Genomic DNA, 25,029 nt, shown 5'->3' with positions numbered 1-25,029 from the left:
GGCTGGGACTGGTGCTCCAAGAACGGCTCCCGATCGGGTGCGTCACTGCCGCATCCGGGGCCGATCGTGAACGGATGTTCCCATGCGGCCCGGTGGGCCCGGTGTGTCTGGCGTCGTCGCGTTGAAACTCGCTCGAACAGGTTCCTGTCATCCTGCCGAGGGATTGCGGCCCCGTGAGGGCGCCCGCCGCAGCCGGATGGCAGGTCCGGCCGCCGCGCGGGACCATGGCTCCGGAAGGAATGCCATGACCCAGGCCTCGTCGTCCGCCGCCCCGTCCCCGCCCCCGCCGCAGAGCCCGCCGGAGGAGGAGCGGCCGCGCCGCCGCCGGTTCCGGGCCACGCTGCCAGGCTGCTGGGGCGCGCTCGTCCTGGCCTGCCTGTCCTTCACCCCGTCACTGCTTCCCCGCGGGGGCGTGCTCCAAGGCGTGGTCGCCGGCATCAGCGCGGCCATCGGGTACGCGCTCGGCGTGCTGGCCGCCTTCGTGTGGCGGGCCTTCGCCGACCGGGACCCGCGAACCCCCTCGCGCCGGTCCTGGCTCGTCTTCGCGGTCTGCGCGGTGATCCTGTTCGGCGTCGCCTTCGGGCTCGGCCAGTACTGGCAGCACCGGATCCGGCAGCTCATGGGAGTCACCGAGTACAGCGCGGCCGCCACCGTCGCCGGCCCGTTCGTCGCGGCCGCCGTCTTCCTGGTCCTGCTCGTCGTCGGCCGCGGGCTCCGCCGCCCCTACCACGCGGCAGCCCGGCTGCTCGGGCGGTGGATCGGCCCGCGTGCGGCGCGGGTGGTCGGCTGGCTGGCGGTGGCCGCCCTGGCGTGGTCGGTGTTCAGCGGGCTGCTCCTGGGCGGCTTCGTGAACGCCGCGAACGAGGCCTTCTCGGTACGCGACACCGAGACACCCGAGGGCGTCAGCCGGCCCGCGTCGGTCCTGCGCTCCGGCGGACCGGGCTCCCTCGTGCCGTGGGAGACCCTCGGCCGGGAGGGGCGGGCCTTCACCGGCAGCGGGCCGACCGCCGAGCAGATCGGCGCGTTCGCCGGCCGCGAGGCGATGGAGCCGGTCCGCGCGTACGCCGGCCTGGCGACCGCCGACGACGCCGAGAGCCGCGCGGAGCAGGCCGTCGCCGACCTGCGCCGTGCGGGCGGCTTCGAGCGCGAGAACCTGCTCGTGATGACCACCACGGGAAGCGGATGGGTCGATCCCGCCGCCGTGGACACCTTCGAGTACCTCGGCGGCGGCGACGCGGCGACCGTGGCGATGCAGTACTCCTACCTGCCGTCCTGGCTCTCCTACCTCGTCGACCAGTCCAAGGCGCGCCAGGCCGGCCGGGAGCTCTTCGACGCCGTCTACGACGTCTGGTCGAAGCTGCCGCCCGAGCAGCGGCCGCGGCTGTTCGCCGCCGGCGAGAGCCTGGGGTCGTTCGGCGGGGAGACCGCCTTCAGCGGGGAGTACGACCTGCGCAACCGCACCGCCGGCACCCTCTTCGCCGGGCCGCCCAACTTCAACACCCTCTTCCGCGAGTTCAGCGACCAGCGGGACCCGGCCAGCCCGGAGATCGAGCCCGTCTTCAAGGACGGGCGGACCGTCCGGTTCACCGGCGACCCGGCCGCCGGCATGCCCCCCGCGGACCGGCCGTGGGACGGGACGCGGGTGCTCTACCTGATGAACCCCTCCGACCCGATCGTCTGGTGGAGCCCCTCGCTGGCCCTCACCGAACCCGACTGGATCCGCCAGGCCCCCGGCGACGACGTGCTGGAGGAGATGGTCTGGCTGCCCTTCGTGACGTTCTGGCACATCACGGCCGACCTGCCGTTCTCCACGGGCGTCCCCGACGGCCACGGCCACACCTACAAGACCGCGTACGTCGACGGGTGGAACGCCGTCATGCGGCCCGAGGGCATCACGGCGCAGGACCTCGACCGCCTCCGCGACATCGTCCGGCCGGACGGCTCGTAGCAGTGCCCGGTCAGCGCAGCAGGAAGCCGACCAGGTAGCCGAGGGCGTTTACCGCCCAGTGCAGGCCCAGCGGGGCCAGCAGGCTGCCGCTGCGCCGCCGCAGCTCGCAGAACAGCACGCCCGCCGCCGCGGTGATCGGCCGACAGCACGGCGAGTGCGGCGCCCGCCCCGGAGCCGCCGAGCACGCCTCCCAGCGCCGGTTTCGCGGACGCCAGGCCCAGGGAGGGCAGCACGTGCCACAGGCCGAACAGGAGGCTCGACACGGCGGTCGCCCACACCGTCCCCCGGGCCCGCCGCACCAGGCCGTAGAGGACCCCCCTGAAGGCCGTCTCCTCCACCAGGACGGTGCCGACGGGCACCAATCCGCAGCGCCAGCTCACCGCCGTCCATCCCCGCGTACCGCCGGTCCTCGAAGAGCGCCCGGCCCGCCGGCAGCAGCGCCGCGACCAGGTACACGGCGGCGACGATGCCGACCAGGGCCAGCGCCCACCGGGCGCCGCGCGCCATCGTGCAGCGGGCCAGGCCCGCGTCCGCCCGCGTCCCGCCGGCCCAGCGCAGCACCCCGAGCAGCAGCGCGCTGACGGCGAGGGCCGCGGCCGTACGCACCGCGGCTGCCGCGGGCCCCAGGTGCGCGGCGACGTTGGCGGCGGCGAGCACGGCCAGCGTGAGCCCCACCGCGGGCCAGGTGCCGAGCGCTCCGTGCCGGCGCCTCCGCGGCGGTCCGGTTCCGGTACGGGGCCCCCGGCCCTCGCGCCGACCGGCGCCACCGGGGTCGGGGCAGGGCATGCGCGTTCCGCCCTTCGGTCAGGCCGGCGGTGCGGCCCGGTCTGCCCGGGCCCGGTCCCTCCAGGCTCACGCTACCGGGCACCCGACCCGCCCGCCCCCTCGCGCACACGCCCCCGCGCCTCGCACGGCCGGCCCGCCGGGGCAAGCGGATCGGCCGGGCCCGGACCGTTTTTTGGCGGAAGTTGCTCAAGCCCGGCCCGGGGCGCTCGCGCGGCACTAGCGTCCACAGCCCGGCATGCGCACCGCCCGGCCGCGGCTCGCGGCGCGGCGCCGCCGCCACCGACGCCCACCACCCCGGAGGCCGCCCGCCCATGCACACCGGATCGCCGCACGCCAGGGCACCGCTCGCCGTCCTGGCGCTGGTCGCCGCCGTGGCTGCTCTGCTCCTCGGCGGGGCCGGCCCGGCCTCCGCGCACTCCGGACTCACGGGATCCGACCCCGCGGACGGCTCGGTCCTCGCCTCGCCGCCCCCGCACGTCACCCTCACCTTCACCGAGACGGTCGGCCTCTCCGCGGACTCGGTGCGGGTGCTGTCCCCCGACAACGAGCGAGTCAACCCCCGCCCGGCGCACCACGCCGACGGCAGGGGCAACACCGGCCGCGTGGAGCTCGCCGACGGGCTCGCCCAGGGCACCTACACGGTGGCCTGGCGGGTCGTCTCCGCCGACGGCCACCCCATCTCCGGCGCGTTCGTCTTCTCCGTCGGCAGACCGTCCGAGACCGCCGCCGAGGTGCCCGACACGGCCGCCGGCGACACGGCGGCCGGCCGCCTCCACGGGGTCTTCCGCCACGTCGCCTACAGCGGGCTCGCCCTCCTCGCCGGCGCCGCCGCGTTCGTCCTCCTGTGCTGGCCCGGCGCCGGTGCGCTGCGCCCCGTGCGCCGGCTGCTGGCCGCCGGCTGGGCCGCGCTCGCCGTGTCCACCGCCGCGCTGCTGCTGCTGCGCGGCCCGTACGAGACCGGCGGCCCGCTGACGGCGGCGCTCGACCCGGCCCTGCTGGGGCAGACCCTCACCGGGAGGGCCGGGGGAGCTCTCGTCGTACGCTTCCTCCTGCTCGGCGCGACGGCCGTGCTGCTGCTGAGGCTGGCCCGCCGGGCCGGGGACCCGGACGGCCGGGCGGAGGAGTGGTGTCCCGGCCGCCGGGTCCGCTGGACGGCGGCGGGCCTCGCGGCGGGCCTCGCGCTCACCTGGGCCGCCGCCGAGCACGCCGCCGCCGGGATCCAGGTGCCGCTGGCCGTCCCCGCCTCCGTACTCCACCTGCTCGCCATGGGGGTCTGGTTGGGCGGCCTCGCCACGCTGGCGGCCGTCCTCGGGGGCCGGGGGGCAGGCGGTCCCGCCGTGCCCGCCCGCGCGGTCGGCCGCTTCTCGGCGCTCGCCTTCGCGGCCGTCGCCGTCCTGGTTGGCACGGGCCTGTACCAGTCGTGGCGGCAGGTCGGCTCTTGGGAGGCGCTGACCACCACCTCCTTCGGCAGGATCCTCCTCGTCAAGACCGCCGCCGTGGTCCTGATGCTGTGGGCGGCGTCCTTCTCCCGGCGGCTGGCCGCCCGTGTCCTGGACCCGGCCGGCACGGCCGGCACGGCCGGTGCGACGGGTGCGGACACGGCAGCCGGGCGGATGCGGGAGCCCGCCCTGGCAGTGGCGGGCACGGCCGCCGCGGGCCCGGGGCCGGCGCCCGGAGCGCTGTCCGCCGGTGCGAAAGCCGGCCCGCCGGCGCCCGGCGGGGCAGAGGGGCAGCGGCGGCGCCTGCGCCGCACCGTGGCCGCCGAAGCCGCACTCGGCGTCCTGGTCCTCACCGCCACCACCGTGCTCACCGGGACGCAGCCCGGGCGCGCCGCCGTGCGGAGCGCCGAGGCGGCCGCCGCGCGCGGCCCGCAGGTGCGGGTGGTCACCGTCCCCTTCGACACGGGGGCGGCCGGGCACCGCGGCACGGTGCAGATCACGCTGTCACCGGGACGCGTCGGGGAGAACTCGGTCGAGGCCGTGGTGTTCACCGAGGACGGCGGCCTCGCGGCCGTGCCCGAAATCCGCCTCAACCTCACCCAGACCGACCTGGACATCGGACCGATCGACGCGAAGCTCACCGACCGGAAGGGGTACTGGGCCGCATACGACCTGCGGCTGCCCGTGCCGGGTGAGTGGAACGCCGCCGTCACGGTCCGCACGGGCGACATCGACCAGGCGACCGTCCGCGCCCCGGTGCCGGTCACGGGGCGGCCGAAGTGAGCGGCAGGGCCGCCGGGTGCCGTGGAAACGCCGGCGCCCGGCGGCCCCTCCCCGGGCCCCGTGAGGGGCCGGAGGGGGCCGCCGGGCGGCGTGCCGGACGGCGCGGGCCCCGGGCGGGGCCCGCCTCCGCTGCTACCAGGAGCGGCGGAAGTTGATGTGGCCGCCGTCGCGGTCGAACCAGCCGCGGAAGCCCCAGTTGATCCAGCCGCCGTCGCCCTGGTTGGTGAACTGGCCCGACTCGAAGATCCACAGGCCGTAGTGGATGTTCCCCCACTGCACGTTGGCGTAGACCCGGGTGCCGCTGAAGCGGTCGTCGTAGTTGTGGCTCAGGTTGAACAGCATCACGTTGTGGCGGCCGCCGGCCGCGTCGAAGGCCTTGTCCACCGCCTGCTGGACGAAGGAGCCCCGGTCGTCGGTCTTGATGCTGCGCAGCGCGTCGGCGATGGCCTTGCCGCGGCCGAGCTGGTCCATGGAGACGTTGACGTTGACGCTCTTGTCGGCCGCCGCCGCGGCGGGGGAGGCGTCGGGCGCCGCGGCGGCGGTGACGGCGGGGCGCTCGGCCGCCTGGGCCGGGAGCGAGGCCGCTCCGGTCAGGGCGACGGCGGCGAGGGCGAGCGTGGCGAGGGTGGTCTTGCGGCGCATGGAAGGAAGTCCTTGTCTGTGCGGGCCGGTTGCGAAGGCGCGGGTCGGGGGTGTGCTGCCGCTGCTACCAGGAGCGGCGGAAGTTGACGTGGCCGCCGTCGCGGTCGAACCAGCCGCGGAAGGCCCAGTTGATCCAGCCGCCGTCGCCGTGGTTGGTGAACTGGCCCGACTCGAAGACGATGACCCGGTACTTGCCGTGGATGCCGCTGACCCTGGCGTCGTAGACGATGCCGTTCAGGTGGGCGGTGTGCCCGTTGGCGTCGTTGATGACCATGACGTTGTAGCGCTGCCCGCTCTCGTAGAAGGCGCCCTCCATCAGGGACTTCACGTAGCCGGAGCGGTTCTGCTTGCGCTCGATCGCCTCGGTGACGATGTTCATGATCTTCTGGGTGATGTCGAGGACCGCGGAGGCTACATCGACCTTCCCCGCGAGGGCCCCGGCCTCGCCCGGGACGGCCCCCTGCACCGCGGCCGGCCGGGGCTGGGGCGCGGGCGCCTCGGCGGCGTACGAGGCGGTGGCGGGGAGCAGGACGCCGGCGGCGGCGACGGAGCTGACGAAGGCGAGGGCGATGCGCTTGCGGCTGAGGAACATGGTTTTTCTCCTTCTGGCAGGTTTTCCGATGATTTTTCGGGCGCACGGAGGCTGCGGGGCCGCCGGGCGGACGAAGGTGAGGGGCTGCGGGTGAAAACCGCGGCAGGCGAGCAGGATTTGCGGCGCAGCGTGCCGGGCCGTGTGCGGCCGGAGAAGCCCGGCCGGGAAAAGAAGGGAAACCGGGCCGATTTCGGCCGATCTCCTTCGGCGGGGCCCTGTGAAGTGCCGCACGGCTGATTTGCTCGACGGACCTTTGGGACCGGTGTGGCGAAGGGGTGCTTTTCGTCACCACGAGGTGGCGAGGTGCGCGGCGGCGTCGTCCGGGAAGGGGCGGCGGTCGCCGCCGGCGCGGCCCGCCGGCGGCGGGGGGCCTGCGGCCCGCCGGAGCAGCAGGACCGCGCAGGATCCGGCGCAGATCAGTGAGAAGGCCGGCCACCAGGGGAAACGCGGTTCCCGGCGGTCGGGAGAGGGGTTCGGCATCGGGTCTTTCCAACGGCTTTCGCGTGAATCGGAACCCGGTAGGGCCGGAAGGGCTCTAGAGGACCGGGGGGCAGTGGGTCGCGGGGTTCGTCCACTCGGTGTCCCCCGGCCGGCTGTCGCAGGGGGCCGGCGGCTGCGCCGAATCGGCACCGGTGTGGCCGGCGGGTACCGCTGCGGCCGCAAGGCCGCCTGCAATGACCGTGGCCAGCGCCGCCGCACAGAGGGACCGGGTGAACTTCATGCTGAACTCCTGAGGACCTGGACGTGAATTCCGAGCGGAGAATCCTGTCGGCGTTTTTCCTTTCCGACGGCTCAAGAATCACCCGGGGGAGAACTCCGGGTCCAGGGCGGGCGGCCCTCAGCAAGGTGCGTGGCACGAAAGAGAGGGGTGGCAAATTTGGACAGAATCCAGCAAAAGGGGATGCCTGACGGGGGGAGGGGCCGCTTACGGCCGGCCCCCGGCCCCGGCCGGGAGGAGGCGCCGCACGAACCCGCCGACCTCGGCCCCGCGGCACTCCGGCTCTACACGCGGCTGCTGGAGCACGGCCCGGCGCCGACCGCGGCCCTGGCCGCCGAACTCGGGCTGGACGAGGCCGCGGTGGAACGGGCCGCCGCCGAACTGACCTGCAGCCGGCTGGCCGCCCGTGATCCCGGCGCCCCGGCCGCGCCGCTGCGCGCCGTCAGCCCCTACACCGCGACGGCCGAACTCGTCGGCCCGGAGGAGAACGCGCTGCGCCGCCGCCTGGAGGTCCTCGAACGCACCCGGGCCCGGCTGAGTTCGCTGATCCCGCTGTACGAGGAGGCGTACCGGCGCAGCGCCGACACCGGGGCCGTCGAGGTCGTCGGATCCCGCGACCGGGTCATGCTGCTCATCTCCGATGCGGCGGCCCGCTGCACCGAGGAGGTGCTCACCGTGCAGCCGGGCGGCGGCCGGCCGCCCGGCTACCTGGAGCGCGCCCTGCCCCGCGATTTGGAGATGCTGCGCCGCGGCGTCCGCATGCACACCCTGTACCAGCACACCTCCCGCTACAGTGCGGGCACCCAGGAGTACGTGCAGGCGGTGACCGCGGCCGGCGCCGAAGTCCGCACCCTCGGGGAGCTGTTCGGCAAGATGCTGGTCTTCGACCGCACCACCGCCTTCCTGCCGGTGTGGGACGACCCCGACGCGGCGGTGGTGCTGCGCGAGCCGTCCGCCGTCGCCTTCCTCCGCTCGGTCTTCGGCCACGCCTGGAGCCTCGCGGAGCCGTACGGCGCCTCGTACACGGCGGTGACCTCGGCCCAGCTGCACGACACCATCGCCGCGCGGCTGGCCGACGGCGCGAAGGACGAGCAGATCGCCCGGTGGCTCGGGATGTCCCTGCGGACCTGCCGCCGGCACATCGCGGAGCTGATGGACGAACTCGGCGCGGAGAGCCGCTTCCAGGCCGGCTACCTCCTGGCACTCCGCTCCCACGGCGCCCTCGACGGGGCCGGGCCTGCTCCGGCGGTGCCCGAGCCGGCCCCGCCGGAGCGGGCTCCCCGCCACGCCGCGGCCGGCGGCTGACGCGCGTACACCGTGCCTGGGGCAGCGGGGGAGCCCCGGCCCGGTACGGACCTCAGGGGCCGGCGTCCAGCTCGGCCACGATCGAGGCCGGAGTGTGGCCCGTGCCGTCCGACAGGCGGTGGAAGTCCACCGACACGTAGTTCGGGTCGCGGCCGCCCGCCGCCGGCCGGCACTGCTCGGCGATGCGGTTGCGCAGCTTGGCGCCGTTGTCCAGGGCCGCGGTGAGGACGGTCGGCACGTTGCGGTGGTGGCTCATCGTGAACAGCCTCCGGAAGCCCGGCTCCCGGCGGTCCAGGGGTACGTCCGGCCAGCGCGTGACGCATGCGAGGTCGCTGCCGAGGTCGCCGAGGCTCCAGTGGTTGCTCACCGTCCACGACCGGTCGTACATGACGCCCAGGTGCTCGCGGTCGGAGCGGTCGGAGAACACCAGCAGGCGCTTGTCCGCCGTGACGAGGTCGGCGACCTTCGGCCAGCCCTGCTGCCGCACGCCCCACTCGTCCGGCCGGAACAGCAGCTCGGACAGCCCGCGCACCCGGGAGAGGGAGCTGCCCAGCTGCTCGGCGCTGACGTAGTCCTCCAGGAAGACGGTGACGACCTCCTGCGGGTGGGCGGCGAGGAAGTCCACCACCGTCTGCATCGTTGCGTGGAAGGACTGCCGCGGCAGGGCGTAGGTGGCGCCGGCGAAGGTCTTGCAGCCGCCGTGGCACAGGTAGACGTCGCTGGGGTAGCAGTCGCTGCCGAAGCTGATGACGCACAGCCAGGTGCTGCGCTCGTACCAGTGGGTGTCCAGGCTCAGGCCGCGGACGCCGTTGTCGAGCTGGGCGCGCACCGACTCGGACTGGTTCACCGAACTCCAGCGGGAGTCCTCGTAGTTGGTGAAGGCGTTGTGGGCGGTCAGGTAGGCGGCCTCGTCGAGGCGGCGGTCGCCCCAGCGCGCGGCGGCGGCCGCCGCGTCGGCGCTGGTACGGGGCCCTGCGGGGCCGGGGGCGGCCGGCGCGGGCGGGGCGGCGGCGAGGAGCGCCGGCAGCAGGAGGCACAGCAGGCCGGTCAGGGCGGCTCTGCGGCGGCGACTCGGCCGCCCGGAAGGCGTGTCCATGTCAATCATGCGCGGAGGGTAGCGCGTCGCCCTGCGAACGGCCCCCGCGCGGACGCGTTCGGCCGAGAACCGACGGCCGGCCCCGGCTCGCAGGGCGAACGAGCCGAACGGCCGCCGGCGCACCGCACCCGGCAGCCGCCAGCCAGGCCCGCCCGCCCAGCCGGGAGACAGTGCCCGCGGGCGGGTGGGCGAGCGGGGCGACGGGGGCTCAGGCGGGCGGCCGCCCGCCCGCCGCCGTCAGCTGGGCCGGGGCAGGGGCGCCCGCCGGGGACGGCGGGCCGGACCGCGCCGCCGCCGGCGGCGCCGCGGCCCCGGACAGGGCGCCCTCCAGCGCGTCCAGGGCCCGCCGGGCCTCCGCCAGGCGGGCCCGCAGCTCGGCCGCCTGCGCGGCCGGGTCCTCCTCGGGGCGGCTGCGCTGCTTGAGGTCCAGGCGGGCCTGCCGCTCCTCTTCCCGGGCCTCCTCAAGCGATCCCAGCACCACCCCGATCAGCACGTTGACCAGTACGAACGATGCAAGCAGCACGTAGGAGGCGTAGTACACGAGCGTGAGCCGCGACAGCTCCAGACCGGACCGCACCGCATCCCCGAAGCCGTCCATGGTCGTCAGCAGGAACAGGGTGAGGCAGGCCCGGCCGACGGAGCCGAAGCGCGCCGGATCCGTGGCGGAGAAGCACAGCCAGCCCACCATCGCGTACACGTACACGACCAGTGCGCCCATGCACAGGAAGCTGAGCGTGCCGGGGACGGCGCGGGCCACCGCGAGGAACAGGACCCGCAGCTGCGGCAGGAAGCGGGCCGTCCGCAGGACCCGGGTCAGCCGCAGCAGCCGCAGCAGGCTGGTGTTCTCCCGCACGAACGGCAGGCATGCGATCAGGAGCAGTGCCAGGTCGAAGAGGTTCCACGGGTCGCGGAGGAAAGCCTTCGGCCGGTCGGCGCAGGCCGCGGCGCGTACGGCGAGCTCCAGGGCGAACAGCGCCAGGAAAGCGTTCTCGGCGCCCGACAGCAGCGGCCGGTGGGCGGCGGCGAACCCGCTGTAGGTCTCCGCCCCGAGCAGCACCGCGTTGCACAGGATCAGCGTGAGGACGCCGATCCCGAAGGCGCGGGAGTCCACGGCGGTCCGGCAGTGTGCGGCCAGGCGGATGCGGGCCGGGGCGGAGGATGCGATGGCAGTCAAGCGTGGTCCTCGAACGGTCGGGAGCGGGTGGGGGTCGCGGCGGTGCGGCGGCGGCCGCGGCCGCAGGGCCCGGCCGGCGGGGGCCCGGGGTGCGGTGCCGCGGCGCCGGGGGGCGGGCGCGGTGGCTGCGCGGCCGGAGGGCTGCGGGCGTGCGGCGGCACGGCCCGGGCTGCCCGTCGTCCCGACCCGGTCCGCTGCCCGGCGGCGGCGCGGGCGCGGCGGCGGCAGCGGATGCGTTACCGGCGGTGATCGTGACACCCCGGGCGCGTTCTGCCCGCGTGCGCTCACCCGCAGGAGTGGATTGAACCGGCTTTCTCACACCATCGGGTGAGTCCGCTGCGGCCACCCGGCGCGCCCCCGCGCACGCCGGGGCGCGCGCGGAAGCCCCGTGAGCCCCCTGTGGGGTGCGGCGCGTCGGCCACACCCCGTCCGACCTCGGCCACGCGCACGGCCTCCGCTTCCGTGCCCCCTTGGCCGGATTGCGCACCGTCGCCGGTGGGCACCGAAGACAGCGTGCGTGCCGTCGGCCGGGAACCCCTCGGCGGCGAGTGCGCCCGCGTGCATTCCGGGGGGCGGACATGGACGAGGCGCGTCTGGCGGAGGCCGCGGCCGCGGCGGTGGAGGCGAGCGCGCCGCTGGCCCGGCAGCTCGCCCTCATGGCGGAGGAGTTGACCCGCGCCGTCGCGCCCGGCCCGGAGCCCGCACCGGAGCCCGGCCCGCAGCCGGCACCCGGCCCGGCGCCGGACAGCCCGTACGCACACCTGCTCGCCGAGGACCGGCGGCTGCGCACCCGGGCCGCCGAACTCCTCGGTGAACTGGCCGGAACCCGCCTGTCCGCCATGGACACCTTCAACGTCGTCCTCTTCGGCCGGACCGGGGTGGGCAAGAGCTCCCTCGTCGAGGCGCTCACGGGCGGCGACGGCCGCCGGATCTCCCCGGGCAGGACCGACCACACCACCCGCGTGGAGGAGGTCCGCTGGGCGGGGCTGCGCCTCTTCGACACCCCCGGCACCAACGGCTGGGGCCACGACGGCGACAACAGCGCACTGGAGGAGCAGGCCCGCCGGGCCGTCCTCGCCGCCGACCTCGTGCTGCTCTGCTTCGACGACGGCAGCCAGCTCGAAGGGGAGTTCGCGAAGGTCGCCGCCTGGGTGCTCGCCTACCGCAAACCCGCGGTGGTCGTGCTCAACTGCGTGGAACGGCCCTGGCGCGACCCCGGCATGGTCAGCCAGGGCGTCGTACGGGCCCGCCTCTCGGCGACCGTCGCCGAGCACGCCGCGCACATCCGCGACTGGCTCGCCGCCTGCGGGCTGCCCGCGGTCCCGCTGGTCGCCCTCAGCGCCCAGCGGGCGGTGGCGGCCCGCGGGCCCGACGACTACCAGGGGTGGGACGCGCGGGCCGTCCGCCGCATGCGCGACCGGGACGGCCGGGCACGCCTGCTGGGCTGGTCGAACCTGCCCGTCCTGGAGGGGCTCGTCGCCGAGGCGGTGCGCGTCGAGGACGCCCCCCAGCTGCGGCTGGGGGGACTGGTGGGCCAGATGTCCGGCGCCCTCGCCGGGGTCGCCGCGGAACTCCGCACGCAGCTGGCGGAACCGGCCCTGGCTTACGCCGAGACCGTCGAGACGGGCCTGGCCGCCGTCCTCACGGTCCTCGGCGCCCCGACCCCCGAACCCCCGACCGCCACCGCAACCGCCCGCCCGTACGGGGCCGGCGGCACCGCCGAGGACGACGAGGCCGGGGAAGGGCAAGCAGGGGAGGACGAGGCGGGGGAAGACACGGAGCCGGGGGACGGGGAGGCCGCGGCCCACCGCCGGGCCGTCGCCCTGCTCGCCGAACTCGAAACCCTGCGCGGCCCCTTCCCCTCACCCGCCGGCGGCGAGGCCCGCGCCCACCTCGACAACCTGCTGACCGCCCGCCTCGGCGCCCTGCGCACCGCCATGGAGACCCGCGCGGAGGAGCACGCCGAACGCGCCTTCCGCAACCGCGTGGAGCTCTCCGCGCAGGAGTTCACCGACGCCGTCGTCCGTTCCGACGAGGTCACCGAGGCCGTCGGGACGGCCGTCGCCGACTTCACCGCCTACGTACGGCGCCGCATCGACCTCGCCGTCGCCGACACCGCCGCCGACCTGCACGAAATCGGCCTGCGCCTCGACGCGGTCCACGGCAGCACGGCCTCCGGCATGCGCACGATGGGCAAGGCCGCCGGGTACGGGAGCGCCGCCGCGGGCCTGCTCGGCGCCGCCCTCGCCATCGGCGTCGGCCTCAACTGGTGGAACCCGATCGGCTGGGCCGGCGCCCTGGCCCTCACCGCCTCCGGCACCGGCTTCGCCGGACGGCTGCTGAGCCGGTTCGGCCTGCGCCGCGAGCAGATCCGGCGCGACTCAGCCCGCGTCGACCAGCGCACCCGCGCCCGGCGCGCCGTGGCCGACCACATCGAGGCCCTGCGCGCCCACGTGACCGCCCACTGCGAGCTGATCATCCGCACGGCCGTCCTCGCCAAGGCCGCACCCGGCATCGAACAGGCAGTGGTGCTCCGCCGGATCGCCGCCGCGGCCGCCCGCGACGCCGACCTCGTGCAGAACGCGGCCGCAGCCCTCCCCGCGGCCCGCGAACCGGCCGACATCCTGCTGGAGGCGATGGGCCGGGCCGAAGCCGCCGCCGGCATCACCCATCCGGCCGACGCCGACCTGCACTGGCTCGGCGCCTCCTGGTGCACCGACCCGTACAACCTCGCCGCCCCGGCCCCGGCGCGCACCGGCGGACGCTCCGGCGCCGCCCCCCGCTTCGGGCCCGGCGTCTTCCGCCGCCTCAGGGCGGCCCTGCGCCGCGGCCGCCGCCTGCCCGCGCCCGGATCCGGAGCGCAATGGCTGTCATTGCTCCACCGCGAACTGGCGGGCGACGCTTCCGCCGCGCCCGCCCTCGCCGAACTCGACGCACTGGCTGCCGACCCGCGGCCGCGAATAGCCGTGGCCGGAGACATGAGCACCGGCAAGTCCGCCTTCATCCGCCGCCTGCTCGTCGAATCCGGAAGCCCCGTGCCCGCATCCCTGCGAAGCTCCGCCGGACCGGAGACCTTCCGCGCCGAGGCGTACGCCTGGGAGGGCATGCTCCTCGTCGACACCCCCGGCTTCCAGAGCGGCCTGGAACCCCACACGCAGGCCGCCCGCGAGGCGCTCGCCGACTCCGCCGCCGTCTTCTACCTGTTCCCGCCCCATGCGGCCGCCGGCGACCGCGCCGACCTCGACCTGCTGCTGCGGGGCCGGCCCGAGGAGGGCCGCTTCCCCAAAAGCGCCCGCGCCCTCTACGTCATCAACAAGATCGACCGGGTCGGCGGGCCCGACCTCGGCGCGGACTTCGCCGCCCGCATCGAGCGGGCCGAAGCCGCCCTCGCCTCCCTGCTGGAGGGGATCGCCCCGCCGGCCCCCGGACAGCAGCCCTACCGGGAGCGGATCGTCGCGATGGCCGCCGCCCCCTTCCAGATCCGGGCCGACCACGGAAGCGCGTACGACGACTTCCGATCCTGGGACGGCTTCCGCGACTTCGCCGCCGCCGTCCGCGAACTCCGCCTCACGCTGGAGGCCGACGCCGCGGACGTCACCGTCCTGCACGGCGGAGCCGCCCGCCTCGCCGGACTGCGCGCAGGGGCCGAAGCGGAAGCCCGCCTGCTGGCCCGGCGGCTCGACGAACTCGGCCGACTCGCCCAAGAGGCCTCGCACGGCGCCGCCACCGGCCGCGCCATGGTGAAGGCGCTGACCCACGGCGCCGCCCGGCTCGCCGACGACTTCACCTCCCGCCTGGTCATGGAGGCCATGGAGCCCGGCCTCGATCCGGTCGTCCGCAAGGCCCGCGGTGAGCGCCTCGGAAACTGGGGCGCCGACGCCGAGTTCACCGCGATGTACGACCTCTACCGGGCGGAGGCGGACCGCACCGCCCAGACCTGGCTGGCCACCGTCTCCTCCGCCCTGGACCGCCGGACCCGCTCGCCCCGCTTCGCCCTCGCCTTCCCCGACGGCATCGCCGGCGTCGACCTCCGCTTCATGGCCGCCGACGCCCTCCGGGCCCAGGCCCGCGACCTGCTGTCCGCGACGAGCGCGGCCCTCGCCCCCGTGGACAGGCTCTCCCCCGACGACGTGGTGCGCTTCGCCGCGCACTTCGACGTCCTCCTCGCACCCGACCAGATCGAGGCCGCACTGCACCTCACCTCCGACGCCGGGATCTTCCTCAAGGTGCTGAACGCCGTCAGCACGATCAGCGCCATGAACTCCCTCGCCACCCGCGAGCAGAAGACCGAGGCGGCCCGGGAGGCACTCCGGGACATCATGCGCGCCTCCGCCAGGGGCTGGGCCGCCCGCGTCCGCGACTCGGCGGCCGCGGTCGGAACCCTCTGCACCCGCCTGGAAGAGGCCGCGGCCGACCTGACGGCCCGACAAGCCGAGGTCCACGCCGAGCTCAAGGCCGCCCGCGACCGCGCGGGCCGCTACACCGCCGCCCTGCACGGCGCGGCCGAACGCCTGGGAGTCCCCATGCCCCACCGCACCACCCGAGGCCGCCGATGAACGCGGCCCACGCGGCCCACGCAGCGCCGGAGCCGCACGACTGGGCCTCCCGCGCGGAATCGGCCGTCCGGGAGGCCATCGGCCAGGCCGGGGCCGCCGCCCTCGCGGGCTCCTGGGCCGCGATCGCCCAGCGCCCGGTCCCCACCGTGGTCCTCTACGGGCCGCAGAACGCCGGGAAGACCAGCCTGCTGCGCCGCCTCCTCACCGAGGACGGCACCACCGTGCCCGCCTGGGCCGCTGTCAGCGCCCGCAAGGAGACCTTCGCGGCGGACGCCGTCGAGTCCGGCGGCCTGCGCTTCGTCGACACCCCGGGCCTCATGGCAGGCGACCCCCAGCACACCGAGCGCGCGCAGGCCGCCCTGGCCGAGGCCGACGCGCTCCTGCTGGTGCTCAACCGCCGGGGCCTCGCCGCGGACCGGCCGCACCTGCTGGCCGTCGCGACCGGCACCCACTTCCACGCCGACCGCCCCCGGCCGTTCCCCGCCGGAGCCCTCCTGCCGGTCGTGACCATGGCCGACCGGTGGGGTGCCGACCCGGGCACCGAGGAGTTCCACGAGCTGGTACGGGAGTCCCGGCGCGCCCTGCACGCCCAGCTCGCTCCGCACACCGGGGAGCGGAGCGCGCCCGCCGCGCACGTCGTGGCGGCCGACCCCTACCAGATGGCCGCCGGCGTCCCCGCCGGCGAACTCCGCCCGGAGCACTACCTGCTCGGCGACGAGTGGGACGGCATCGCCGCACTGCGGGCCGCCCTGCACGCCCTCGCCGGCCGGACCGCCGAACTGCGCGCCCACACCCGCACCCGGTTCTGGACCCGGCACGCCGCCGCGGCCCTGGAGGCCGGGCGCGCGGAGCTCGCCGAGTCGGAGGCCGCCCTGGCCGGGGCCGGCCGCCGGCGCGACCGGGCCCTCCTCTTCGAGGCCCGGCTCGACGCCGCCTGCGCGGCCGCATCGGCCCGCCTGCGCGCCCTCCTCCGGGAGGAGCTCGCCCGGCTCGTCGACGCCGCCCCTCCCGCCGAGGGCGACGAGGCTCTGCGGCGGCGGGCCGAGACCCGGCTCGCCACCGCAACCGGGGCCTGGCGGGCCGCCGCGGCCGAGGAGGTGCGCCGCCTGGCCTTCGCCGCACGCGCCGAGACCGCCGCCGCGGCCGCCGCACCCGGCAGCGAGGCCTTCGCCACGTACGTCGACGAGGTCGTCGAACTGCTCCGGTCCGGCGCGGCGGAGGCACCGGACCCGACCGCCCCCGCCGTCACCCCGACGGCGGCCGTGTGGCTGGGGCTCGGCCCGCTGGCCATGGCCGTCCGGCACGAGACGCGCCGGCGCCTGCGCGAACACCACGCCGGGCACGCCGAGGAGACGCGCCGGGCACTCGCGGACTTCACCGCCGACGCCGCCCGGGACGCCGACACCCCCGCGCCCGGCCAGGCCGCCCCGCCGCCCGCCGGCACCGCTCCGGACCCCGGCGCCTGGCAGGCGGACTCCGACCCCGCGGCGGACGACGGGGCCGCAGCCGACCAGCCCGGCGGGGACGGTGCCGCGTACGCCTCCGACGCGTACGGCCCGGACCCGTACGCCGCGGACGCGTACGGCTACCCCGGCGGCCCGGCGGCCGACGCGGCAGGCGGCGGCGCACACCCGGGGCATGCCGCCGAGGCCGTGGTCGCACTGGTGGAGGAGGCACTGGTCTTCGCCGCCTGGTACCACCTCGAACACCGCACGCGGAAGCAGGCCGCCGACACCGCGCGCGAGGCCGCCCGGCGGGCCGCCCGGCGCCGGGCAGCCATCGACGACCTCACCGAGCGCATCGCCGCCGGCTGCGAGGAGGACTGGCTGCGCCTGGTCGCCGCCACGCGCACGGCGATCCGCGCCCGCATCCCGGCGGACGCCCTCGTGGATCCGCTCCGCGCGGAGCACGACCGGCTCCGCGGTGCCGTCGCCACCCTGGAGCAGGTCCTCGGGGAGCTCCCGCTGTGACGCCGCAGCCGCCGCGCGTCTTCGTCGGCCACGCCTCCGCCGACCGGGAGGCCTTCGTCGAACCGCTGGCCCGCGCGCTCGCCGCGCTCGGCGTCCAGGCGTGGGTGGAGTTCTGGGAGGTCCGCCTCGGAGACCGCCTCGCGCACACCGTCTTCGACCGGGGCATGGACACCGCCGACTGCTTCGTCCTCGTCCTCTCCGACCGCTGGACGAAGGACCCCTGGCTCGCGGACCAGCTCGACGGGGCCACCGTCCGCCGCATCGAGGACGGGCGCCGCCTCATCCCCGTCCTCCTCGACGGCATGCGGACCCCGCCGGCCCTGCGGCACCTCGTGCCCCTGCGGGCCGACCGCACCGCCGCCGCGGCGGCCGCGGCCGCCGCCGCCATCGCCGACACCGTCCACGGCGCCGACCCGCGGCCGCCCGTCGCACCCCCGCCCGGGTACGCGGCCACCGGCGCGCGCACCGCTGCCGCGGCTGCGGCGGCGGACCGGCCCTCCCCGGCACCGGCCCGTACGGGCGGGCCGCCCCGCCGCCGGCCCCCCTTCCCCGGTGTCGCCGCCCCCGACCTCGCCCTGCTGCACCACGCCCTGCGCGAGGCCCTGGCCCGGGGCGTGCCCGGCCCGCTCCCGTGGGCGGGGGTGCGGGAGGCGGCCGAACGGGACGGCCTGGCCGGCGACGCACTGGCCGGGGCGCTGCGGTCGCTCGAAGCGGCGGGGCTGATCACGGCCGCCCGCGGAGGAGGGACCGTGGCGTGGTGCACGCTGACCCCGCACGGCTACCGGCTCGGCGCCCCGGGCGCGGTACCCGATCTGGAGGACGCCAAGCGCCGGGTCATCGCCGCGCTGCTGAACCGGCCGCCCGGGCACCGGTCGACGGGCCGGGACACTGCCGAGCTGGCGGAGACGGCCGATGCCCCGGTCCTCGTCGCGGACCGGCTCCTGGCCGACCTGGCGGAGGCCGGGCACCTGCGCCTGCTCCGCGGGGCCGGCGGGCGGACCCTGGTGGCGGACGTCAGCCCCCTCCTCGCCCGGTGGATCACCTGACGCCCACTCAGAATCCGCCGAATCGCTGCAGATCCGCCCCGGGGGCCGCTCGCCTTCCCGGCCACAGCACTAGGCTGGCCCCGGCGGGCGCGGGCCCGCCGGGGGAGGGGGCGGCAGGTTGCCGTACGCACGGAAGCGGATCTTCGTCAGCCATGCCGGACCGGACCTGCCCTGGGCGGAATGGATCGCCTGGGTGCTGGAGCAGGAGGGCCACGAGGTCGACCTCGACCTCTGGGACTGGCGGATGGGCGAGCGCTTCGAGGAGCGCGTCGGCGCCGGCCTCGGCGAGCGCCCCGGCTACGACCTCGTCGTCATGCTGCTGTCCCCCCAATACCTCGACTCCCCTTACGCCGGCCGGGAATGGGAGCACGCGCTGCGCGCCCCGGCGATCCGCCTGCTCTCCCCCGGCCGACTGCTGCCGGTGCAGATCAAACCGCTGACCGGGCCCGTGCCGCCCGCCCTCGCCCCGCTCCCGCGGCTGGTCCTGCACGGCCTGCACAGCGAGTCCGAGGTGATCGCCCGCCTCGCCGACGCGGTGCGCAACGCCGGCGCGACGGCCGGGACGGACGACCGGACCGCCCCCGCCCCCGCCTCCGCGCCGCAACCCGGCGCCGGCCCGGTCGGCCGGCCCGCGCCCTCCGCCGCAGCGGGCCCCGCCGCACCCCGGTTGCCCGGCAGCGCCGACCGGCCCGCCCTGTGGAACATCCCCGGCCGCCACCCCGGCGTCCAGGGCCGCGAGGCCCTCATCCAGCAGATCCGCCTCCAACTCCTCGCGTCCTCCGTGGCGGCCGTCCCGGCGCTGCACGGCCTCGACGGGGTCGGCGCGCACGAGGTCGCCCAGGAGTACGCGCAGCGCTTCAGGGGCCAGTACGACCTCGTGTGGTGGATCGGCGCCGCCGACCGCGCGGCGGTCCGCGCCGGGTACGCCGACCTCGCCGGCCGCCTCGGCATCGCCGCCGCGCCCGGAAGCCCCCTCCGGCCCGACCGCGACCGGCTGCTCGAAGCCCTGTTCGCCGACCTCGCCACCCGCCCCAGGTGGCTCGTCGTCCTCGCCGACGCCGGCCCCCCGGAATCCCTGGCAGACCTGCTGCCGCCGGAGCCGGGGCACCTGCTGCTGCTCCCCGCCGCCGGAGACTGGACGGACCCGGCCGCAGTACGGCGGAACGTGCAGCCCGGCCGGCCGGAGCAGCCCGAGGACCCGGCCACCGGGCACCGTCCGGCGCAGTCCCCGCCCGGCCCGGCAGGGGCCCGAAGCCGGCCCCGGCCGCGCGTCCTCGCAGTGGCGACCGAGTGGTCGTCCTCGCGCGGCGGCCTCAGCACCTTCAACCGGCGGATGTGCCGGGCCCTGTCCGTAGCCGGCGCCGACGTGTACTGCCTGGTACCCGCCTTCGACAAGGAGGAGGCCGCCGCTGCCTCGGCCGCCGGGGTGACCCTCGTCGAGGCAGAACGCCCCCCGCTGTGGACCGGCGAGCGCTCCCTGCTGCGCAAGCCGGGCCCCGCCCTGCCCGGCCCGCCGGACCTGGTCATCGGCCACGGCCGCGTCACCGGCCCGGCAGCCCAGCTCCTGGCGGAGGACCACTACCCGCAGGCCCGGCGGATCCACGTCATCCACATGGTCCCCGACCAGATCGAATGGCTGAAGGAGGACCGCGCCGACGACCCGGCCCGCCGCGCCGACGACCGCAGCACCACCGAGCGCCTCCTCGGCGCCACCGCGCACCGGCCCGTCGTCCTCGGCCCCCTCCTCTACAGCAAGTACGCCAAGCACTTCACCGTCCCCACGGGCGGCACCCGCCTGCTGCGCGTCGACCCCGGCTTCGAACCGTCCTCCGCCGAGCCGCGCGCCGTCCCCGAGGGCGACCCCGAAGTCCTCGTCTTCGGACGGGCCGAGGACGTCCTGATCAAGGGCCTCGACACGGCCGCCGAGGCGATGGGGCGGCTCGTCCGGCGCGCCCACCGCTTCCGCGGCGTCGACCTGGCCGTACGCGGCGTACCCGACGGCGAGGACGGCGGCGCGCTCCGGGAGCGGCTGATGGCGTACGCGGGCAGCGGGGACCTGAACATCGTCCCCAAGCCCTTCCGGACCGACCCCGAGACCCTGCGGGCCGACCTGCACCACGCCAGCCTGGTCCTGCTGCCGTCCCGGCGGGAGGGGTTCGGGCTCTCCGCGGTCGAGGCGATCGCCGCGGGCACCCCCGTCCTGGTCAGCGACGCGAGCGGGCTCGGCCTGCTGCTGCGCGAGACGCTGGGCGTGGCGGAGGCCGAGCAGTATGTGGTGGAGACCCGCGGCGACGACCAGGACGCGGAGCGGTGGAGCCACGCCGTCGAGTTCCTCCTGCGGGACCGGGCGGCCGCCTTCGCGCGGGCGGCGGAGCTGCGCGAGCACCTGGCGGCCCGGTTCAGCTGGAGCAGGGCCGCGGCCGCGCTCCTGGCCGAACTGCCCTGACCGGGCAGTCCGGGGGAGTAGGAGAGCGGGGGCGCGCGGATGGGAGCGGCACAGGCACTGGAGAAGCTGGTACCGGTGGTGCTGGCCTTCGGCTGCGGGGTCCTCCTCGCGCGGCGGAAGGTCGTACCGGCGGAGAGCTCGAAGGCCTTCGCGGACTACGCCTTCCTCTTCGCCGTCCCCTGCTTCCTCTTCGGCAACATCCACCGCAGCGACCTCGGCGCCCTGTTCGACTGGCGTGCCGTCACCGGCTACGCGGCCGCGGCCTGCACCGGGGCCGTCCTCGTCGGCGTCGTCGCCTGGACGGCCGGCGTGCGCGACCCGCGCGGCGCGGCGCTGCGCATCATGGCCGGCGTCCAGGTCAACACGGCCTACTTCGCCGTGCCCGTCTTCATCATGCTGTTCGGGAACGCCGCACCCATCTTCCCCGTGCTGCTGTTCCAGGTGTGCGTCTTCTCCCTGGTCATCATCTCGATCATGGAGTGGGGCCGCCCGGGCCGCGTCGGCAGCCCGGCCCGCCGGCTCGGATCGGCGGTCTCCGCCTCGCTGCTGACGCCCGTGGTCATCGCCTGCAACGCGGGCATCCTGCTGGGCCTGCTGCCCGTCACCGTGCCCGGCGTGGTCCTCGACGCGTTCGCGTTCGTCGGCGACAGCGCCTCGCCCGTCGCCCTGTTCGCCCTCGGGCTGCACCTGGGCGGCAGCGGCCTGAAGGTCCGCGGCACCACCCGCGAGGAGATGGCGGTCATCGCGTTCAAGTGCGCCGCCATGCCCCTGATCACGTACGCCGTCTGCCGCCACCTGTTCGGCGTCGAGGGGGAGTGGCTCGGCCACCTCGTCCTGATCGCAGCGATGCCCGCACCGCAGAACCTCTTCATCTTCGCCCAGCGCTACGACGTCGGCGTCGACCTGTCCGCCGCCCTCGTCGTCAAGAGCTCCGTCGTCGCCCTGCTCCTGCTCCCGCTGTGGACGCAGTGGGCCGTACACCTGGCCTGAGCACGACCGCACGCGCCGTACAGCGCGGCGAAATGCCCTGCCGCGGGCCTGCGCCACGCGGCAGGCTCGCCCCCACGCCACAGCACACGGCCCGCCGCTACGGCAGCAGGTGTGCCGGGAGGTACTCCGGCAGGGCCGCCAGCGGGCCGGAGGCGGCCTGGTCGAGGATGTCCCGGATCGGATCGCGGACGGGATCGGGGGCCGGCACCGTCCCGGCACCGGAAGCGGACGCCCCCAGCCGTTCCGCCACGTCCCGGCGCAGCGCCGGCAGCAGTGCGTACAGCCGGTCGCCGGGGCAGGACGTCGCGTTGAAGTCCCGGTGCCCGTAGATGGCGGTGGCGGGCAGCCTGTACTGGGTGCAGACGTACGCGCACAGGTCCGCCAGCGCCGCGTACTGCGCGGCCGGGGGCTCCTCCGAGGTGTAGGTGCCCTCGTTCTCGATGCCGATCGACACCGTGTTCTGGCCGACGCAGTGCGCCGCACGGACCTGGCGGGTGCCTCCGCGCAGCTCGGCGAGGCTGCTGTGCCGCCCCTCCATCACGAACGCGCCCCGGCTCACGGTGAAGTGCTGCCCGGTGTCGATCCAGCCCTGCGCGTCCATGTGGTACGTCTGGATCGCCCTCGCCAGGGCGAAGGCCCGCTGCTGCGAGTAGTCGGTGACGTTCGCCGTCGCCGTGTGGTGGACGATGATCCGCTGAGGGCGGTTGGCGAGGACCACGACCGGCTCCGACGAAGGCCGCGCCCCCCAGGTGGCGCAGCTCGCGATGACCGGAGCGGCCGCGTCGGCGGCGAACGCCCGTCCGGCGGCGAAGGAGGGGAGGGCGGCGCCCGCCGCCAGGGCCAGCGCGCCCGTGAACACGGACCGCCTGGTGTGCGACGGGGCTGCCGCCGGTGCCTGCTGCTGCGCGGAAGAGGTCATACCGTGCCCGTTTCCAATCGGAGGCTGCCCATTGAAGGGGCCCCGGGCGTACGGGGCGCGCAGACACACCGCGCGCGCCGCCGCCGGGTGGGCGCGCGGCCGCCATCCGGGTGGGCGCGGGCCGTGTCCGGCGCACCGAGCCTGCCCGCCCTCCCCATCCTGGGCGGGGCCGCCCCAGGCCCGCCCGCCCCACCGCCACGCCACACAAGGAGTACGGGATGCCCCTGGACGCCGTCGGACGCTTCCTGGCCGCCCTCGACCCGGCCCACCGGGACGCCGTCGCCGGCGAGCCCCGCAAGGAGCAGGAACGGCTCGCCGCCGCCTGGGAGGAGGAACTGGAGTCGGACACCGACATCGACACCCTCGACGAGCTGTCTCCCGCGGCGGCCGAGAGCGAGGCGGCCCGGCGCGTGATGGAGCGCCGCCCCCGGTAGCGTCCTCGGCACCGGCCGGACGCGGACGCGGACGCGCCCCGCGCCGCCCCCTCAGGGGCCGCGCGGGGCGCGCGAGGCGGGCGCCCGCCCGTCACATGCCGAGGGCCCGGCCCAACCCCGTCCGGTTGGTCCCCAGCTTGGTGAACACCGCCGACAGCAACTCGCCGACGACCGCGGGGTCCATGCGCATCTCCTTGCCGATCGCCGCGTTGTCGAGGCCCAGCGCCGCATGCCGCGCGGCCTCTGCCTCCGCCACCGTCAGCGTGTCCTGCTCGGAGGTGTGCAGACGGCGCGGGCGCAGGCCGGCCGCGGCCAGCAGGCCGCGCGCCCGGTCCGTGAGGGTGTCCGCACCGCATGCGGTGGCAACCTCCATGCCCCGGTACAGCTGCTGCGCGGCCCGGTGCGGATCGCCCATCGTCTGCAGCACCGTGCCGTGGTCGACGAGCGCATGCGCGAACTCGCACGCCGCCGGCGACTGCTCCAGATGGGCCACCGCCTCCTCCAGCAGTACGGCCGCCTGCGCCGGCTCCACGGTGGCCGCCTGGACGCGCAGCGCCTGCCCGATGATGCTCGCCGCCCCGAAGGCACGCGCCCGGGCCACGGCCTCTTCCGCGGTGGCCCGCGCCAGTCCGGTGTCGTGCGTGGCCTGAGCCAGCGCCAGGTCGAGCTGCCACGAACTCCACGACGGGTTCCGCGTACCGCGCAGGTCCAGGCGCCGGCCCGCTTCCGTGAGCTGCCGCTCGGCCTCGTCCACACGCCCCTGCGCCAGCAGCAGCCTGCCGAACACGGTCTGCGGGTCCGGGTAGACGATGGCCTGCGGGAAGCCCTCGCCGAGCCGGTAGTCGCGCGCCACCTTCTGCGCCTCGGCCAGGTTGCCGCGGGCGAGGAGCGTCTCGACCAGCGTGCCGACCGCGTACCACTGGGCCGGGTTGTCCTGCCCGATGCGGTTGGCGATCTCCAGGCCGTTGCGGACGAAGTCCTCCGCCTCGGCGAGCCGGCCGCGCCGGTAGCGGACGTAGCCGAGCAGCGTGTACACGAAGGACAGGTGCGTGCCGCGCCAGCCCTTGGCCTCGAACTCCAGGATGCCGGTGTTGAAGAGCTCCTCCGCCCGGCCCGGCTGGTCGCAGTACATGAGGGTGATCGCGACGACGACCGGCACCTCGAAGCCGAAGTCCTGGTCGGTCCAGCTCATGCCGCCGTCGAGCGCCTGCTCCGCGAAGTCGACGGCGGTGCCCACGGGTTCGCCGCGCATGGCGGCGTCCCAGGCGCGCAGGCCCAGGATGTGCCGCTCGGCCAGACCGCGGCCGACGAGCCGCTTGGCGAACTGGGCGAGCAGCCGCGACCGGGCGGGCGAGTTCTCCTCGTCGCCGCGGACCGAGTTCCACTTGAACTGCTCGGCCTGCATGCGCAGCCTGGTCCGGGCACTGGTGGACCTGCGCGCCTCGTCGTCCAGCAGTCCGACGGCCTCCGCCAGCCGGCCCGTGTGCGCCAGAGCCTGGGCAAGGCGGTACGTGATCGCCTCGCGCAGCGCCGGCTCGGTCTTCGGCTCCTCCAGTGCCGTCCGCAGCTGGTTGATGGTGGTCATCGGGTCGTGCAGGAGGTTCGCGGCGCCGAGCTCGAACAGCACCTGCGCCCGGTCCTCCGGCTCCGGGGGTTCGCGCAGCGCCCGCGCCAGGTAGCGGCGTGCCGCGTCGGGCGCACCGGCGGCGAAGCTCTCGTTGGCGGCCTGGCGCAGCTGCTGTACGACCCACGGGTCGCCCCTCGGGGTGCATCTCCAGTAAATGCCGCGCGGCGGCGGATGCGCCGTGCCCGCCGTCGATGAGGGCCTGGGCGGCCATGCCGTGCATGCCGACCCGCACGCCGGGCGGGATCGACCGGTAGACGGCCGTCGCGATGAGCGGGTGGTAGAACTCCACGACCTCCTTGGTGCGCAGTCCGGTCAGGACGGTCAGGATGCGGGCGGCCCGCAGCTGCGAGATGGCCTCGGAGGCCTGCGCCTCGCCGAGGGCGGCGACGCTTGCGACGGTGCCCGTCGGCACCGCGTTGCCCAGTACCGCGGCGGCCCAGGCGAGCCGGACCGTGGAGGGGCCGAGCTGCTCCAGGCGGTCGATGAGGCCGCTGCCCTTGACGGCGGACGCGAGGTCGCGCAGCTCCGGGATGTTGTCCTGGTTCGGCTTGAGCCCCT

Annotated in this window: 16 protein-coding genes and 1 pseudogene; 9 read left to right on the top strand and 8 right to left on the bottom strand. The window is 76.1% G+C overall.

Annotated elements, in window-relative coordinates; translation table 11 throughout:
- The first annotated feature begins 244 nt into the window (after positions 1 to 244).
- Entirely contained in the window at positions 245 to 1,948 is a 1,704-nt protein-coding gene (locus MUK52_RS02540) for an alpha/beta hydrolase (protein WP_284574390.1), read from the top strand.
- Between the two features lie 254 nt (positions 1,949 to 2,202).
- On the opposite strand, the pseudogene MUK52_RS33130 reads toward MUK52_RS02540, so the two are convergent.
- Positions 2,203 to 2,286: pseudogene (locus MUK52_RS33130) on the bottom strand (CPBP family intramembrane glutamic endopeptidase); the annotation flags it as partial.
- A gap of 759 nt (positions 2,287 to 3,045) precedes the next feature.
- Between MUK52_RS33130 and MUK52_RS02530 the strand changes: the two are divergent.
- The gene (locus MUK52_RS02530; RefSeq protein ID WP_284574388.1) at positions 3,046 to 4,956 is read left to right on the top strand and encodes a copper resistance CopC/CopD family protein; all 1,911 of its coding nucleotides are present in this window, start codon (positions 3,046 to 3,048) and stop codon (positions 4,954 to 4,956) included.
- A gap of 132 nt (positions 4,957 to 5,088) precedes the next feature.
- On the opposite strand, the gene MUK52_RS02525 is transcribed toward MUK52_RS02530, so the two are convergent.
- The 3 genes from MUK52_RS02525 to MUK52_RS02515 form a co-directional block, all read right to left on the bottom strand.
- Complete coding sequence (locus MUK52_RS02525) at positions 5,089 to 5,598, bottom strand: stress protein (protein WP_114055455.1); 510 nt, start codon at positions 5,596 to 5,598, stop codon at positions 5,089 to 5,091.
- Positions 5,599 to 5,662: 64 nt separating this feature from the next.
- Positions 5,663 to 6,190 carry a stress protein gene (locus tag MUK52_RS02520; protein ID WP_284574387.1) on the bottom strand — a complete coding sequence of 176 codons (528 nt, stop codon included), beginning with the start codon at positions 6,188 to 6,190 and terminating at the stop codon, positions 5,663 to 5,665.
- A gap of 285 nt (positions 6,191 to 6,475) precedes the next feature.
- Positions 6,476 to 6,670 (bottom strand): hypothetical protein, encoded by a 195-nt coding sequence (locus MUK52_RS02515; RefSeq protein ID WP_114055457.1) that lies wholly within the window; start codon positions 6,668 to 6,670, stop codon positions 6,476 to 6,478.
- 421 nt (positions 6,671 to 7,091) lie between these two features.
- Here MUK52_RS02515 and MUK52_RS02510 point away from each other — a divergent pair, with 421 nt between their 5' ends.
- Positions 7,092 to 8,213: a LuxR family transcriptional regulator gene (locus MUK52_RS02510; RefSeq protein ID WP_284574386.1), complete on the top strand. Its 1,122-nt coding sequence runs from the start codon at positions 7,092 to 7,094 to the stop codon at positions 8,211 to 8,213.
- A 52-nt stretch (positions 8,214 to 8,265) separates the two neighbouring features.
- On the opposite strand, the gene MUK52_RS02505 is transcribed toward MUK52_RS02510, so the two are convergent.
- Together MUK52_RS02505 and MUK52_RS02500 are read right to left on the bottom strand one after the other, a co-directional pair.
- Positions 8,266 to 9,318: a PI-PLC domain-containing protein gene (locus MUK52_RS02505; protein ID WP_284574385.1), complete on the bottom strand. Its 1,053-nt coding sequence runs from the start codon at positions 9,316 to 9,318 to the stop codon at positions 8,266 to 8,268.
- Positions 9,319 to 9,517: 199 nt separating this feature from the next.
- Positions 9,518 to 10,483, bottom strand: coding sequence for an ion transporter (locus MUK52_RS02500; RefSeq protein WP_428985424.1), 966 nt, complete (start codon positions 10,481 to 10,483; stop codon positions 9,518 to 9,520).
- A 578-nt stretch (positions 10,484 to 11,061) separates the two neighbouring features.
- On the opposite strand from MUK52_RS02500, the gene MUK52_RS02495 reads away from it, so the two are divergent.
- The 5 genes from MUK52_RS02495 (at position 11,062) to MUK52_RS02475 (ending at position 21,491) form a co-directional block, all read left to right on the top strand.
- Entirely contained in the window at positions 11,062 to 15,039 is a 3,978-nt protein-coding gene (locus tag MUK52_RS02495; protein ID WP_284574383.1) for a GTPase, read from the top strand.
- A complete protein-coding gene (locus MUK52_RS02490; protein WP_114055462.1) occupies positions 15,036 to 17,009 on the top strand; it encodes a GTPase in 1,974 nt (657 codons plus the stop codon). The genes MUK52_RS02495 and MUK52_RS02490 overlap by 4 nt, the downstream gene beginning before the upstream one ends.
- Positions 17,006 to 18,055: a toll/interleukin-1 receptor domain-containing protein gene (locus MUK52_RS02485; protein WP_162793191.1), complete on the top strand. Its 1,050-nt coding sequence runs from the start codon at positions 17,006 to 17,008 to the stop codon at positions 18,053 to 18,055. The genes MUK52_RS02490 and MUK52_RS02485 overlap by 4 nt, the downstream gene beginning before the upstream one ends.
- 118 nt (positions 18,056 to 18,173) lie before the next feature.
- On the top strand, positions 18,174 to 20,501 hold the full coding sequence (locus MUK52_RS02480) for a TIR domain-containing protein (RefSeq protein ID WP_114055463.1): 2,328 nt from the start codon (positions 18,174 to 18,176) through the stop codon (positions 20,499 to 20,501).
- Between the two features lie 39 nt (positions 20,502 to 20,540).
- Positions 20,541 to 21,491, top strand: a complete 951-nt coding sequence (locus tag MUK52_RS02475) for an AEC family transporter (protein WP_284574382.1) — start codon at positions 20,541 to 20,543, stop codon at positions 21,489 to 21,491.
- 97 nt (positions 21,492 to 21,588) lie between these two features.
- On the opposite strand, the gene MUK52_RS02470 is transcribed toward MUK52_RS02475, so the two are convergent.
- Entirely contained in the window at positions 21,589 to 22,410 is an 822-nt protein-coding gene (locus tag MUK52_RS02470; protein WP_284574381.1) for a peptidoglycan recognition protein family protein, read from the bottom strand.
- A 218-nt stretch (positions 22,411 to 22,628) separates the two neighbouring features.
- Between MUK52_RS02470 and MUK52_RS02465 the strand changes: the two genes are divergently transcribed.
- The gene (locus MUK52_RS02465; protein WP_114055466.1) at positions 22,629 to 22,844 is read left to right on the top strand and encodes a hypothetical protein; all 216 of its coding nucleotides are present in this window, start codon (positions 22,629 to 22,631) and stop codon (positions 22,842 to 22,844) included.
- 91 nt (positions 22,845 to 22,935) lie between these two features.
- Here the strand turns inward: MUK52_RS02465 and MUK52_RS33125 are convergent, their stop codons facing one another.
- Positions 22,936 to 24,471, bottom strand: coding sequence for a tetratricopeptide repeat protein (locus MUK52_RS33125; protein ID WP_350204890.1), 1,536 nt, complete (start codon positions 24,469 to 24,471; stop codon positions 22,936 to 22,938).
- Between the last annotated feature and the right edge of the window lie 558 nt (positions 24,472 to 25,029).

The organism is Streptomyces sp. 2P-4 (assembly GCF_030167965.1).
GTDB lineage: Bacteria > Actinomycetota > Actinomycetes > Streptomycetales > Streptomycetaceae > Streptomyces > Streptomyces globosus_A.
The sequence above is the reverse complement of the archived record's forward strand: the minus strand, read 5'-3'. Positions and strand labels throughout refer to the sequence as shown.